The organism is Fructobacillus fructosus KCTC 3544 (genome assembly GCF_001438695.1).
Classification (GTDB): domain Bacteria; phylum Bacillota; class Bacilli; order Lactobacillales; family Lactobacillaceae; genus Fructobacillus; species Fructobacillus fructosus.
Genome location: NZ_JQBH01000017.1, coordinates 2,538 through 16,029 on the forward strand (window position 1 = coordinate 2,538; position 13,492 = coordinate 16,029).

A 13,492-nucleotide genomic window follows, 5' to 3' on the forward strand; every position below is an offset into this window, starting at 1 on the left:
GAAAAAGTGTGCACACAAAAAAGAGCTGCATTCGGCAATTCAAGAGTTGGAAGATAGCGACCTTACTGACAAGCAAAAAGTCTTTGCTAGAGAGGTTGTAAGACTTGCCAATCAAACACAGGCATATATAAATGCCTATGATGTTGACTACGATACGGCAAAAGTAAATGCATCTAGATTGCTAACAAATGCTAACATTCAAACCGAAATCAAACGTCTACGTCAGGCTCGATTAAAAGAGCTCGACATAGACGTTTTTTCGTTGGTTGACGATATGGCCAAAGAGGCCAAAGCTGATATTGGAACGTATGCTGATTGGGGTTCTGATGAGTTTCAATACACAGATGAAGCGACCGGAAAAGAGCTAACGGGACACAAGTCGTGGGTTGCCTTAAAAGATAAGTCAAAAGTCGATACTAAGGCTATTAAGAAGATTACTGTTGGTAAAGATGGCCCGATTGTAGAGCTGCATGATCGCAATAAGGCTCGTAAGGAGTTACTAGAGTATCTATTGGCTGATGGTAAGATTTCGATCGAAACAAACAAGCAACGCAAAGACAAAGCTGAAGCAGATTTGATGGAAGCAAAGGCTAAGGAGTTGCAAGGCGGCGGTGACAATCAAGATGACATGCTACGTAGTATTGCAGATAGTCTAGGAGATGTTAAATGAAACTAACAACTAAACAACATCAAGTAATTGCCGAGGTAAATCGTACATTAGGTGATTTGAAATTACTTATTTTATACGGGGCCAAGCGAAGTGGAAAAACATTCCTAGACAACTTACTTTTCCTCATGCTGGTAGCTAACGCCAAGAAGAACGCTGATGAGGTTGGAGTTACTAACCCGCAGTACATTCTGGCAGGATACACGATGGCCAATATCCAACGCAACATCATTGCTGAATTGCAGAATATGGGCATCAGTATTCAAATGAACAAGTACAACGAGTTTGAATTAATGGGTGTCCGCATCGTGCAGACTTCTACTGGTTCAATCTCTGGTATTGGTCGCATTCGAGGAATGACGGCATTTGGTGCTTACATCAACGAAGCGAGTCTTTGCAACAAGGTCGTCTTTGATGAAATTCGTTCCCGTTGTTCTGGTAAGGGTGCTGTTGTTATCTGCGACACGAACCCAGACAATCCAGAGCATTGGTTATTGAAAGACTATATCGAAAAGTCAGGTAAGGACGGTATCCGAGCTTATCACTTCGAGTTCGATGACAACGAGATGTTGGACGAAGGATACAAGCAGAATTACAAGGCGACTGTTCCGCCTGGCATGTTCTATGACCGTTATATCAAGGGCTTGTGGGTCAGCGGAGAAGGTGCTGTCTATCCTGAATTTAACAAGGACACAATGACAGTTACTCGTGATGAGGCATTTGGTCAGAGTTACGAGAGATTTATGGTCGGTGTCGATTGGGGGTTCAATCACCCCACAGCATTTGCAGTGATTGGCTTCAAAGACGGTAAATACACGCTGATGGAAGAGCATGTAGACAGTAAGAAGTCGATTGACCATTGGATCAACGTTGCCAAAGATATTCAAGAAAGATTCGGCGATATTATCTTCTACTGTGATACGGCCAACCCAGAGCATATTTATGACTTGAAGCAGAATGGCATCAGGGCGCTTAATGCCAATAAGAATGTTGCGAATGGTATCGAAGCGGTGGCAGATAAGATTCACAACAATCAGTTCAACGTTGTCTATGATGACTGCCCAACGTTCAGGAGCGAAATATACCGCTATGTATGGGGTAAGAACGGAGATGTTGTTAAAGAAAATGACCACTTGATGGATGCCATCCGCTATGTGATTTATAACGACAAGCTTGCCATGGAGCAAAACACAATGGACATTGCTGATTTGGCCAAGCTGAAAGGATATATGTAATGGCAGTAGTTAATAATTTTGAAAGAGATATTAAGTCGATTATGAACGGTGAATCATTTCCGTTTGATACGGCAAGCAATATCAATTATCTAGTCGATTCACTAGACGACTTAACTAAGAACAACTATCTAATGCTTGGTAAGATTATCAAGCATTTTTTAGACAATCAAGTTCCACGATTGCAAGTGTTGGATGAGTATTCTAAGGGGCTTAATTCAACGATTTATAGCCGTCCTAAGCGGCAAGAAGAAAACAAGGCTGACTATCGTAGAGCGCATAATTTTGGCAAGATTATTGCCCAGTTCGTGGCTGGCTACACGACATCTGTGCCGGTTAAGTACACAGTTGGTGATGACAGTGAACAGGAATTAATCGATACGTTCAATCAATACAACGATGTAGCGACACTTGATAATGAGCTGATGTATGACGTGGCCAAATATGGGCGAGCATATGAATTGCAGTATCGTGATGAAAACTCGAACAACAACGTTAAGTTATCTAATGTATTCGAAACTTTTGTTATCTATGACAACACGATTGAACGAAAACCATTAGCTGCCGTTCGACTGGTTGAAATCGATACGCTTGATAATAACCAGACACAGTACAGTGTTAGCTTGTACACAGCTAATGAGATTATCACGTTCGCTAACATTACACAGGCTGTTGGTTCGTTGAAGGAAACAGACAGCACGCCTCACTTCTACAACCAAGTGCCAATTATCGAGTATTCAAGCAATCGTTACCGCACAGGTTGGTATGAAGACGTAATTAGTCTGATTGATGCCTATGATGCCGTTAATTCTGACACGTCTAACTACATGACTGACGTGGTTAATTCGTTGCTGGTCATTAGCGGAGATTTCCAAGCTCCCAATGGTAAGGATGGTGTAAGCCAGCTCATCAACAACATTAAGCAGTATGGTGTGTTGGCCTTGCAGTCAGGAACGGACAGAGAAGGTAACAGTACTAGTATTGATGCCAAGTACATCAATCCAGAATTTAATTCCACGGCTAGTGAGAACTATCAGCAACGCTTATTCAAAGATATTTTCATGATGTCAAACGTTCCAAACCTAGCTGATGAATCGTTTAGTGGTAATGCAAGTGGTGTTGCTATGCGTTATAAGATTTTTGGCTTTGAGCAGGCAATTGCCCAGACAATGAATTCATTCAAACGGTCACTTGGTCGGCGGTATGAATTGTTAGGCACATTAACTTCTAATTTGAAGGGCGGATTGTCTAACTATACGCCAGTCAATATCACGTTCACGCCGAACCTGCCATACGCAGTAAGCGAAGAGGTGCAAATGCTGACCAATGCTGGTATTCCGCTGTCACGCAAGACAATGTATGATCAGACTCACTTCACAGATGCTACTACCGAAGAGAATAATCTAGCTACTGAGCATGAAGAAGAGCTAGACCGGTCAGAGCCAATGAATAATGTTAAATTCGACTCTGACAAAGGAGAAGACGTAGATGGTGGAGAAGCAGAGTAAATCATATTGGGTACAACGTGAGTTAGACCATGCTGATGACATCAAGAAGTATTCTGGTGACCAACTTAAAGTGCTGAACAATCTATATGACCAGGCGCTTAATGATATTACTGACGATATTAACCGCAATTTCATTCGATACGCCAAAGGCCAAGGAATGACGATGGACGAAGCGATGAAGTTGGCTGATAAGGATGACGTGACTCGATTCGTTAATAAGGTGAAGCAATATGTCGCCGACAAAGATTTCTCAGAACAAGCTAACGCTGATTTGAAAATCTACAACCTTAAGATTCGTGTTAGTCGGCTTAAGTTACTTCAGCTTGAGATGTCACTTGAAATTGACAGGTTAAATGGTCGGATAACAAGCAGTACCGAAGATTATTTAACGCAACAAGCTGTTGATGAATACGAGCGCCAGTCAACAATACTGGGGCAAAGCGTTGCTTACAGCGTTCAGTCAGCAAGCCAACTTGTTAATGCCGCTTATTCGCTTGCTGGCGAAGGTTCTTACACGTTTAGCACCAACATATGGAAGAACACAGAACAGCTTAAGAATAAGCTAAATGAGACGTTGAATAAGGTTGTTTTGCAGGGAAAGAATCCTAACCAATTCAACAAAGAGTTTCGGGATGTGTTCAACGTCCAACCTTCACAGTCAGGACGTTTGTTAATCACAGAGACGGCTAGAGTTCAAGGGGACGTCCAGCGTGATTCTTACAAACAGTCAGGAATTGATATGTATGACATTGTGTATGAGAGAAGAGCTTGCCAGACCTGCATTAGTATTGCCAAGGCTGGCCCATATAAATTATCTGAAGCAGAAGTAGGGAGGAATATGTACCCGTTCCATCCGAACTGTATGTGTTCGATTATGCCAGCATTAAGCGATTAAGTCGTGACCTGAATAAGTCATAAAACTGTTCAAATAACATTATCGTGTACGGACTAGTATTTGATAGCAGTAAGAATTTAAAGACGTGTATGGGGCTCTGTGAGTCATGTATGGGTCTTTTTATTTTGCTGTCGATTAGGTGTGTATGGGAGGAGCGAAAATGGAAAACGAACCAAAAAACGAAGCTGTTGAAGAACAGACAGAAGACAAACAAGTAGAATCCAAGGCAGACGGTATCAGCTTTGAATCTCAATCTGAACTTGATAGCTTCATGGACAAGAAAGTTTCAAAGGCAATTGAAACGGCCCGCAGCAAGTGGGAAGAAGAAGCAAAAGAACGTGAAGACAAGGCTAAGAAGCTGGCCCGCATGACAGAGGCTGATCGAATTAAGGCAGAACAAGCTGATCGTGACAAGGAATTGGCAAAGCGCGAGCAGGAATTGAAGCGGCTAGAGTATTCGATTCAAGCTAAGTCTACGTTGGCGGAAGCCGGCCTACCTAATGAGGATGAATTGGTGTCGTTGATTCTAAGCGATGATGTGGAGACGACCAACAATAACATCAATTATCTCAAGAAGGTGATTGCTGATTCTGTCAACAAGCGAGTTGATGAGCTTTCTAAGCAAAAGACTCCAAGTGCTTCATCTACCAAGCTAAGTGGTGCTATTTCAATTGCTGAATTGGCACAAAAAAACCGTGTAATTAAATAAAGGAGAATAAAACATGGTACAACAATTTAACCCGAACAACGTGATGACCACTCAATCTGTTCCATCAGACGTGGCCACAACTATTATTGACCGAATCATGGGTCAATCAGCTATCTTGCAAGTCGCTAAGAACGTTGAAATGCAAGGCCAAAAGACTAAGAAGTTCTCATTCATGACTGGTGTTGGTGGTGCTTACTGGACTGGTGAAACACAGCGTATTGCCACTTCCAAGCCTACATTCTTGCAGGCAAAGTTGGAAGCAAAGAAGTTGGCCGTGATTATTCCTGTGTCTAAGGAATTCTTGAGTTACTCATACTCAAACTTTTTCTCAGAAGTAACACCATTGATCGTTGAACAAATGGACAAGGCAATTGATCTGGCCGTTATCAAGGGAATTAACACACCTTACGCTGATTCTTTGGCTAACGCTGCTAAGACGAATGGCGCAGTATTGACTGGCGATATCAACTATGACAACATTTTGGCCTTAGAAAACAAGCTCTATGACAAGGGATTGCAAGGTAACGCCTTCCTGTCAACGTTGACGAACAACCCAGCCTTGCGTACATCTATTCAAAAGGATGCAGGATTGTATCCTGACAAGTTGTATGACTCAGCAGCAAAGACATTGGACGGTATGCCTGTCGTTGACACGCAACAAGGCGTATTGAACAAGGGCGACTTGGTATTTGGTAACTTTGATTACTTGTACTACGGATTGCCAGGTAATTTGGAAGTTGAACTGGACAAGTCTGCTCAGTTGTCAACGTTGACTAACGCTGATGGTACGCCTATCAACTTGTACGAACAGGACATGGTCGCTATGAAGGTGACAATGGACGTTGCCGTATTGCCAGTACGTCAGGACGCATTTGCAACATTGAATGTAACCACTGGTGATGATGTTCTTGGTGCCGTTCCTGGTGATGGAACTGATACGAACGATAAGAACGCCAAGGCTAACACTGCTAAGGCAAAGCCAGCTACTGAATCAAAGTAAGGAGGCCTTAAATGACTGATAAGCCAAGTGTCCTTGATACAGTCAAGACATTGGCTGGCATTAAGGACGATTTACAGGACGATGTAATTGCTACATTGGAATCGATGACTCGCGACCAATTGGCCATGTTAGTTGATGAAGATTCAGTCCCTAAGAAGCTCGAACCGATTATTCAGCATGTCGTTTTGGCTCGATTTAATCGACTTGGGAACGAAGGTTATTCATCGTACTCACAAGAAGGGGAGTCAATTAGCTATCCAAGCAGTGACTTTGATGAGTATTCCTCAACAATCTCTCGTTATATGGCCGAACAAAACCGTGGAAAGATTATCATGTGGTGATTATATGCGGTATAACAAGCGTTTAAAGTTCATTGATGACAAGTTAATCAAGCAACAGGAAGTATATCCAGTTAACGTCACGAGTATGGGTGTTAAAGCCCAGAATCTAGTGTTTGGGTCGTTCAAGCAGGGGCGAATTGCGGTTCGTTTCCAAAATAGGGTGAATGTCCGGTCAGGATACATGGTAATCGATGGCGATAATTTTAAGATTGAGAACAGTACCTATACTGATCGCTCATCAACCATTTATGGGGTGGAATATCGTGGCAGACTTTGAAGTAAAATTTGATGGTTTTGATGATTTGATTAAGCGAATTGATGAAGTTGGCAAGATGCAGGAAGCCAAAGCTATTGTCAAAGAGTCAACAGTCAACGTCGCAAGAAAGAGCCAAGAACTTGTTCCTGTTGGATATGGAGAACGCTACCCTGTTAAGTCAAAGAAGCCTGCTGGATATGTAGGTGGAACATTGAAGCGTAGCCAAAAAGTAACGATTACTGACTACACTGGCATGATTTCGTTCAATACTGACTACGCAGCCTATCAGGAATACGGAACACGTTATCAAACGGCACGTAAGTATCTTGGTACGCCATTCATCAAAGAAAGAAATAGCTTTATTTCAAAGCTAAAGAGGTTGGCAAAATGAACAACCCATACAACGAAATATTTCAGACGGTCATTGAACTGTCTAGAAAGAAAGGATATGACACATTCGACTATTTGCCGGATGAAAACCAGTCATATCCTTTTGTTTTTGTCGGTAATCAGCAAAACACAGATATTCCAACTAAAGGGCGGACGTTAGGGACAACACATATTCAAATTGATGTGTATGCGGAGTTCAATCACCGTTCTGAAGTGCTAGATATCATGGATACTTTGCAAGTAACAGTTATTGATTACCAACGTACAGATAACTTCCAATATCAAGTTACCAACGCTAATCAGCAAATGATTGCTGACCAATCAACGGACATCCCGTTGTGGCATGGGGTTTTGGAACTTGATATTCAGTATTTATAAGAAGGAGATACAAGAATGAATACACCACTTAAGGGTAAGGACAAGGTCTTAATGTTCCGCTTGTTCCAGGACAAGGATAAGGCGAATGCAACACGATTGGCCTTGCAAACGACTCATTCAATTAAGAACAGTCGTAAGACAGATTCAACGCCGACAAAGGATGGAAACATCGTTTCGCCTGGAACGTTGGAAACGAGTATCGACATTGAGGCCATTGCTTCTGATGACTTGACCAACCAAGTATTGGCTTATGCTCAGAAGAAGGGGCTGGCAGTCGAAGTTTGGGAGATTGACTTTTCACAAGATCCACAAAATGGCAAGTATGTGGCTCAATACGGCGTTGGTTACTTGTCTGATTGGGAAGTTCCAGCAGAAGTTGACAGCAATACCACAATTAAGACTACTTTGACAGTTTCTGGCGAATTGGTTAAGGGTCTCGCTACGGTATCAGCCGTTGATGTGGCTACAGTTAAGAACTTCTTCCGTGACACGGTTAAAAACGCCACAGAAGTCGCTCCAATTGATGAAGCGCCTGACTATGGTTCTTCATCTAGTTCATCAGCTACTACACCATCTAAGTAAATTAACTAAATGTCGCCAATAAATGCACAGTACCTTATGGGGCGGCTGATATGAGAGGAAATTATTATGTCACAAGCAACTATTACTATTAACGGCAACCAGTACGACTTGAAAGTTACGTTCAAGTTCTTGTCAGCGTTTGGAATTGTAAAGAATGATTTTGAAAACAATATCGAATCAATGGGAAACATTGTTATGGGTATTGTTGGTGGTGATCCATACGCTTTGGTTAAGGCGCTGTCTGCTATGTCTGGTAAGGATGAGGCAACAGTTCAAGTCGATGTTGAAAACGCTGATGACTTGGACCAAGCTTTTGAAACAGTTGAAAATTTATTGGTAGCAAGTCCACTGACGAAGACAACGGTATCCAAGATTATCAAGCCAATCAAGGACACGTTCGACAACATGGACAAGAAGATGGAAGAAGCAATGAAGGACGGAAGCCTGACGGCAAAGTCAAATACTCCAGCTTAATTCGCAGGGCTTTCTATGTGTGGCCTACCGCCACCATGGAACAAGTTGAGATGATGACCATGGATGAGCTTCATTTAAGGGAGCAAGCCTATGATTTGCGTTCAATTGATGAACATGAGCTGTTAACTAATTTTGCTTTTGAAAATCGTGCAGTACAAGGTGCTGATAAAGACGGTAATTACGTCGTTAAGAAGCCGTCCCAAATTGTTGATTTCAAGAAGATCCGAAATAAAATTACTGGCGAAATCGAAAAGGATGAAGCCAAGGTTAATCAATTAAAAGAACTTTCTGATCGAGCTAAAAAGGCCCGCGAAGAAGCGCTACAAGAATTAAAGAAAGGAGGTAATTAATGGCAGATAGCTATTCAATCAACGCTACATTTAGCTTGAAAGATATGTTTTCGGGTCCATTAGATAAGGTGAAGCGTGGCCTACAAGAAACATCAGAACAGCCCAAGAAGCTCACTGCAAGCTTAATGGACATTGCTAAGGGAGCTGGAGCTTTTGCAGTCATTAGCAAGGGTTTAGACGTTGTTAAAGACAGTGTATCGAGTGCTGTTGGCCGATTCGATACGTTGAATGCGTATCCCAAAGTGATGAAACAAATGGGCTATTCTACCCAAGACACTCAAGAGTCCATTCAGCTCTTGAAAAAAGGTATTGATGGTCTGCCAACGTCACTGCAAGACATTACGAAGAATGCTCAGAGTTTTGCTATTTTAACCGGTTCAGCAAAGGGCGGAGCTCAAACTGCAAACGCATTGAATGATGCATTCTTGGCTTCTGGTGCTAGCGCAGCGGACGCTAGCCGTGGCGTTCAGCAATATAGCCAAATGTTGGCTGCTGGTAAGGTTGATATGCAATCATGGAGAACATTGACCGAAACAATGCCATATGCGTTGAACGAAGTGGCCAAAGCATTTGGGTTTACTGGTAAATCAGCGCAGAAAGATCTATATAATGCTCTGGAATCAGGAAAGATAACCACGGATCAGTTGAACCAAAAGTTCATTGAATTAGATGGTGGTGTTAATGGGTTCGCTAATACCGCTCGTACTGCAACAGGTGGAATTGGCACATCATTTACCAACATGCGTAATGCTGTTGTTAATGGATTAGCAAATACAATTACAGCCATTGATAACGGTATTAAGTCTGCCGGAGTTAATGGTGGAATTGCTGGTATTTTCAATCAAGCGAAAGTTGCAATTAACGAAAGTTTTAAGGCGATTAATTCAACTATTCAAGGTGCTATGCCAATGATTGTTGGAGCTATTAAACAGCTATGGAATAGCATTTCAAGTGTTATTAACTTTGTTAGCCAAAACAAAGACTGGATAATGCCTATGGTTGTTGGAGTAATATCTGCAACGGTTGCTTTTAAAGCATTCATGGTTGTTATGAAAACGGTTGCTGTAATATCTAACGTTGTAAAGGAAGTTCAATTAGTTGTTTTTGCATTCAATAATGTTAGGGCTTCTGTTGGAGCGGCTAAAGCTGCAATGGTAGCATTTAATGTTGCCACAGGAGCAAATCCAATTGGAGCTATTGCATTAGCAGTTATTGCAGTAGTATCAGCCCTTACATGGTTTTTCACTCAAACGAAGACCGGTCAGAAAATATGGCAAGGATTTGTCAGTTGGCTATCTGGAGCTTGGAATAGTCTTGTTGAAGTATCCAAAGCCGTTTGGAATACCATTACTGAAGCTTTTAGAACGGCTGTTGATGTGATTAAGCCAGTATGGTCACCAATTGCAGAATTTTTTACTAACTTATGGAACGGAATAGTTGATGGTTTGAAACCGATTATTGAAGCTATAAAGAATTTGTGGAATTCATTAAAAGATTTCTTTCCCGTATTGTTAGCAGGTATTGCCGTAGCTTTCGCACCAATGATTGCTATGATGACTGGCACAATTGGTGCTATTGTCGTTGCTTGGAATTTCTTAGTTCCTTATTTCCAAGGAATATGGCAAGCGATTCAAATGGTTATTATTCCTATATTAAGTGTTATTGTTAATGAGATTGGCATGTGGCTCAGTGTGGCATGGAATGTTATCACGACAGTTTTTAATTCAATCATGATTACGATACAAACGATTTGGAACATTATCGTTATTGTGATTTCAACGGCATGGAATAACATCACTACGATTATTTCAACAGCAATTAATGTGGTTGCCAACATCATTAAATTAGTTACTAGCATCTTCACCGGTGATTGGTCTGGGGCTATGCAAGCTATCTCAAATATTTCTGGTGCCATTTGGAATGGCGTAACTGCTATATTCTCTAATAGTCTCAATGCTATTGGTGGAATAGTTGGGCAAATTGGTAATTGGATTGTTGGACAATTTAATAACGCTATAAGTGGATTATTAGGAATTGCAAGTTCAATCTTCAACGGAGTACGTAATACTATCAAATCTGCAATGAATATCGACTTGCTAGGTGCAGGTAAAGCAATTATTGATGGTTTGATTGATGGTGTAAAGAGTGCCTGGAATACTGGTAAAAAAATCTTTGAGGATATCACCAAATCTATTCCTAAATTGAAGGGACCCTATTCATACGATAAGGTGCTTTTGACTCCTGCTGGTAACGCTATCATGGACGGGTTGAATAACGGTATTATGAATGGATATAAGACTGTTAAATCTAATTTGTCAGGTATGGCGGATGACTTGGAGAGCAACTTCAGCGGCCAATTGAACGCCAACGCAACGCAAAACAGCCGCAATGTTAGCCAAATTGAAGTGACGGCTAATAATTCAACCAATGGACTGTTGCGAGAAGTCGTGAAGGCTATTCGTGAAGGTCAAGTTATAACTATTAACGGCAATCAAATGATTGGAGCTACTGCTAACGGATATGACGGAGCGTTGGGAGATATTATGACTGATAGGAGGCGTAACCAACTATGATTGATATTGTTGAAAAAATACAATTTGGTCAGTTTGACTCTAAAGAAGAAGGGTTTTATTTGGTCGAGCGGGAAGCTCCCACCCCTTCTGAGAAGACTGTTACCGAGAACTTGAGTTACGCCAATGGTATTCTTGATTTCTCCAATATCACTGGTGAGCGCTTTTATGATCAGCGGTCTATCACTTATCAATTTACAATGCCAAACGTGTCTTATTCTGAACGTAAGCTAGTCGAAAACAAAGTAAAGCGGTTGATTATGACACCGTTTGACCAGCGTTTGTACGATAGTCACGATAAAGGGTATTACTGGGTTGGCAAGGCCAAGAGCGTAAAAATTGATGATGACCAAACTAATAATAAGTTAGTCATAAGTATAGAATTCGACCTATACCCGTTCGCAATTAAGAACAACAGTAGCATTGATAATTATGATGATTGGGATACCTTTGATTTTGATAACGACTTCATTCAACCGTTCTCTTACCAAATTGAAGGCAAGCGTGAACTTGATTTGATGAATGTTGGCGAGAACAGCCTTAGTCCAACAGTTGTGACGAGTGATGTAATTGAAGTCATCAAGAACGGCCAATCGTATCAATTTACTCCTGATAAGTCGAAGGATTATCTGTTCTCGCTTGAACGTGGTAATAACCATGTGACAATTAAGGGGAATGCGACAGTGCGATTTGTGATTCAAAGTGAGGTGTTGCTCTAATGTATCGAGTAATTGTTTACAAGAATGCCGGTGACCAGGTCGGCGAGGTGCTACATGAGCCACGAAACTATGGCAATAAGGCTATATCAGGCGAGTTGGACATGCAGTTCAACGGTATTTCAACAGCCTCATTTACAATCACGATGCAAAATAGCCTATATCGTCAATCAGAAGCAATTGCCAACCTTGTTAAGGTGATTGACACTAGCACAGGTAAAGTCGTCTTTGACGGCCGTGTGGTTAAGATTGATGGGTCTTTCAGTGGTAGCCATACTCAAACGTTACAATGTGAGGACTGCCTAGCTTATTTGCACGATAGCACGCAAGTGTACCGCAAGGTTCAAAACACGAGTATTCGGGACTTTCTGCAGATGATTGTTGATGAACACAATCGACAAGTTGAACCACACAAGCGTTTTCAATTGGGGCGAGTGACCGTCGTTAATAGCACGGATAATGTCTATCGCTACACAGATGATGCCCAGGACACTTTTGACACAATTAAAGACAAGTTAGTCGGTCGCTTAGGCGGCTTTTTAATTTGGCATCGAGATAGCAATGGTCAATTAGTGTTGGAGTATTTAGCCAGTGTTGGCGAACATATCGACACACCAATCAAATTAGGCAAGAACCTCAAGAGCGCCAAGCGTGAGTATGATGTCCGAGAAATTATCACTCGCTTAGTGCCAATTGGGTCGCCAATTGAACAAGAGCAGAACGAACAGTCAAGTGATGACACGGCTGCTGCTCAACCAAAAACGACGATTGAGTCGGTCAATAATGGCATTCGTTACTTAGATGACACGGCCTTGATTAGTCGCTTTGGCATTATTCAAAAAGCAGTTGAGTGGAACAATGTGAAGGTACCTAGTATTTTGATGAGTAAGGGACAAGAATACCTGCAAAAGCAACGAGTGGGTCTCTTGACCTGGTCCGTTGAAGTGGTTGATATTTCGCTTTTAGACCCGACATACAAGTCTTTTGAAATGGGTAACTTTTACCCCATTCATGACCAATTTTTAGGACTGGTAGAAGACTTGCAGGTTGTTGCCAAAAAACTTGATATAACGCAACCGCACAAGATGTCCTTAACGATTGGTACGAAGAACCGAACACTTTCCCAGTATCAGCTCGACTACCAAGCGGCCATGCAGTATGCCGAACAACAAAGGCAGAATGCCCAACAGACCGCTAACGATTTGAAGAATCGAATCAAAGAGCTAGTTGAGACAACTAACCGTATTCCGGAGCAGGATGCCGAGATTGAGGAACTAAAGAAGAGACTGGCAGAATTGGAAGTACAGCAGCCACAGTACTATGACGGTGTAATTATTGATGTGTCCGAGTTCCAGGGGGACATTGACTGGTCGAGAGTAAAGGCTAGTGGTCTAGCATTGGCCATTGTCCGAGTGCAGTACGGT

General features: G+C 41.8%; 16 protein-coding genes. All 16 read left to right on the forward strand.

Features of this window, described 5'->3' with window-relative positions:
* Window positions 1-670 (forward strand): terminase small subunit (locus IV71_RS07105; RefSeq protein ID WP_056995059.1); only part of this gene is annotated, 670 nt, incomplete at its 5' end.
* Window positions 667-1,902, forward strand: coding sequence for a PBSX family phage terminase large subunit (locus IV71_RS07110; RefSeq protein WP_010691905.1), 1,236 nt, complete (start codon window positions 667-669; stop codon window positions 1,900-1,902). The genes IV71_RS07105 and IV71_RS07110, both read left to right, overlap by 4 nt.
* Window positions 1,902-3,407 (forward strand): phage portal protein, encoded by a 1,506-nt coding sequence (locus tag IV71_RS07115; protein ID WP_010691904.1) that lies wholly within the window; start codon window positions 1,902-1,904, stop codon window positions 3,405-3,407. The genes IV71_RS07110 and IV71_RS07115 overlap by 1 nt, the downstream gene beginning before the upstream one ends.
* Window positions 3,388-4,302, forward strand: a complete 915-nt coding sequence (locus IV71_RS07120) for a minor capsid protein (protein ID WP_010691903.1) — start codon at window positions 3,388-3,390, stop codon at window positions 4,300-4,302. Before IV71_RS07115 ends, IV71_RS07120 begins: the two co-directional genes overlap by 20 nt.
* A gap of 160 nt (window positions 4,303-4,462) precedes the next feature.
* Complete coding sequence (locus tag IV71_RS07125; protein WP_010691902.1) at window positions 4,463-5,011, forward strand: DUF4355 domain-containing protein; 549 nt, start codon at window positions 4,463-4,465, stop codon at window positions 5,009-5,011.
* A gap of 13 nt (window positions 5,012-5,024) precedes the next feature.
* Window positions 5,025-6,011, forward strand: a complete 987-nt coding sequence (locus tag IV71_RS07130) for a phage major capsid protein (protein ID WP_010691900.1) — start codon at window positions 5,025-5,027, stop codon at window positions 6,009-6,011.
* Between the two features lie 11 nt (window positions 6,012-6,022).
* Window positions 6,023-6,352, forward strand: a complete 330-nt coding sequence (locus IV71_RS07135; protein WP_010691898.1) for a phage head-tail connector protein — start codon at window positions 6,023-6,025, stop codon at window positions 6,350-6,352.
* 4 nt (window positions 6,353-6,356) lie between these two features.
* Window positions 6,357-6,629 (forward strand): hypothetical protein, encoded by a 273-nt coding sequence (locus tag IV71_RS07140; RefSeq protein ID WP_010691896.1) that lies wholly within the window; start codon window positions 6,357-6,359, stop codon window positions 6,627-6,629.
* A complete protein-coding gene (locus IV71_RS07145) occupies window positions 6,616-6,999 on the forward strand; it encodes an HK97-gp10 family putative phage morphogenesis protein (protein ID WP_010691894.1) in 384 nt (127 codons plus the stop codon). Before IV71_RS07140 ends, IV71_RS07145 begins: the two co-directional genes overlap by 14 nt.
* Window positions 6,996-7,376, forward strand: coding sequence for a DUF3168 domain-containing protein (locus tag IV71_RS07150; protein WP_010691892.1), 381 nt, complete (start codon window positions 6,996-6,998; stop codon window positions 7,374-7,376). Before IV71_RS07145 ends, IV71_RS07150 begins: the two co-directional genes overlap by 4 nt.
* A gap of 15 nt (window positions 7,377-7,391) precedes the next feature.
* Window positions 7,392-7,958 (forward strand): phage major tail protein, TP901-1 family, encoded by a 567-nt coding sequence (locus IV71_RS07155; protein ID WP_010691886.1) that lies wholly within the window; start codon window positions 7,392-7,394, stop codon window positions 7,956-7,958.
* Window positions 7,959-8,024: 66 nt separating this feature from the next.
* Entirely contained in the window at window positions 8,025-8,432 is a 408-nt protein-coding gene (locus IV71_RS07160) for a hypothetical protein (protein ID WP_010691884.1), read from the forward strand.
* Between the two features lie 35 nt (window positions 8,433-8,467).
* Window positions 8,468-8,782: a hypothetical protein gene (locus IV71_RS07165; RefSeq protein ID WP_141559896.1), complete on the forward strand. Its 315-nt coding sequence runs from the start codon at window positions 8,468-8,470 to the stop codon at window positions 8,780-8,782.
* On the forward strand, window positions 8,782-11,355 hold the full coding sequence (locus IV71_RS07170) for a tape measure protein (protein WP_010691882.1): 2,574 nt from the start codon (window positions 8,782-8,784) through the stop codon (window positions 11,353-11,355). The genes IV71_RS07165 and IV71_RS07170 overlap by 1 nt, the downstream gene beginning before the upstream one ends.
* On the forward strand, window positions 11,352-12,071 hold the full coding sequence (locus tag IV71_RS07175) for a hypothetical protein (RefSeq protein ID WP_010691880.1): 720 nt from the start codon (window positions 11,352-11,354) through the stop codon (window positions 12,069-12,071). The genes IV71_RS07170 and IV71_RS07175 overlap by 4 nt, the downstream gene beginning before the upstream one ends.
* The coding region (locus IV71_RS07180) for a phage tail spike protein (RefSeq protein WP_056995060.1) at window positions 12,071-13,492 on the forward strand (1,422 nt) is incomplete at its 3' end. The genes IV71_RS07175 and IV71_RS07180, both read left to right, overlap by 1 nt.

Excerpts from the sequence above, each read along its gene's own strand:
- IV71_RS07125 (WP_010691902.1), top strand. The coding sequence starts at position 4,463 with ATGGAAAACGAACCAAAAAACGAAGCTGTTGAAGAACAGACAGAAGAC.
- IV71_RS07110 (WP_010691905.1), top strand. The coding sequence starts at position 667 with ATGAAACTAACAACTAAACAACATCAAGTAATTGCCGAGGTAAATCGT.
- IV71_RS07120 (WP_010691903.1), top strand. The coding sequence starts at position 3,388 with ATGGTGGAGAAGCAGAGTAAATCATATTGGGTACAACGTGAGTTAGAC.
- IV71_RS07155 (WP_010691886.1), top strand. The coding sequence starts at position 7,392 with ATGAATACACCACTTAAGGGTAAGGACAAGGTCTTAATGTTCCGCTTG.
- IV71_RS07160 (WP_010691884.1), top strand. The coding sequence starts at position 8,025 with ATGTCACAAGCAACTATTACTATTAACGGCAACCAGTACGACTTGAAA.
- IV71_RS07175 (WP_010691880.1), top strand. The coding sequence starts at position 11,352 with ATGATTGATATTGTTGAAAAAATACAATTTGGTCAGTTTGACTCTAAA.
- IV71_RS07165 (WP_141559896.1), top strand. The coding sequence starts at position 8,468 with ATGGAACAAGTTGAGATGATGACCATGGATGAGCTTCATTTAAGGGAG.
- IV71_RS07135 (WP_010691898.1), top strand. The coding sequence starts at position 6,023 with ATGACTGATAAGCCAAGTGTCCTTGATACAGTCAAGACATTGGCTGGC.
- IV71_RS07150 (WP_010691892.1), top strand. The coding sequence starts at position 6,996 with ATGAACAACCCATACAACGAAATATTTCAGACGGTCATTGAACTGTCT.
- IV71_RS07130 (WP_010691900.1), top strand. The coding sequence starts at position 5,025 with ATGGTACAACAATTTAACCCGAACAACGTGATGACCACTCAATCTGTT.
- IV71_RS07115 (WP_010691904.1), top strand. The coding sequence starts at position 1,902 with ATGGCAGTAGTTAATAATTTTGAAAGAGATATTAAGTCGATTATGAAC.
- IV71_RS07140 (WP_010691896.1), top strand. The coding sequence starts at position 6,357 with ATGCGGTATAACAAGCGTTTAAAGTTCATTGATGACAAGTTAATCAAG.
- IV71_RS07170 (WP_010691882.1), top strand. The coding sequence starts at position 8,782 with ATGGCAGATAGCTATTCAATCAACGCTACATTTAGCTTGAAAGATATG.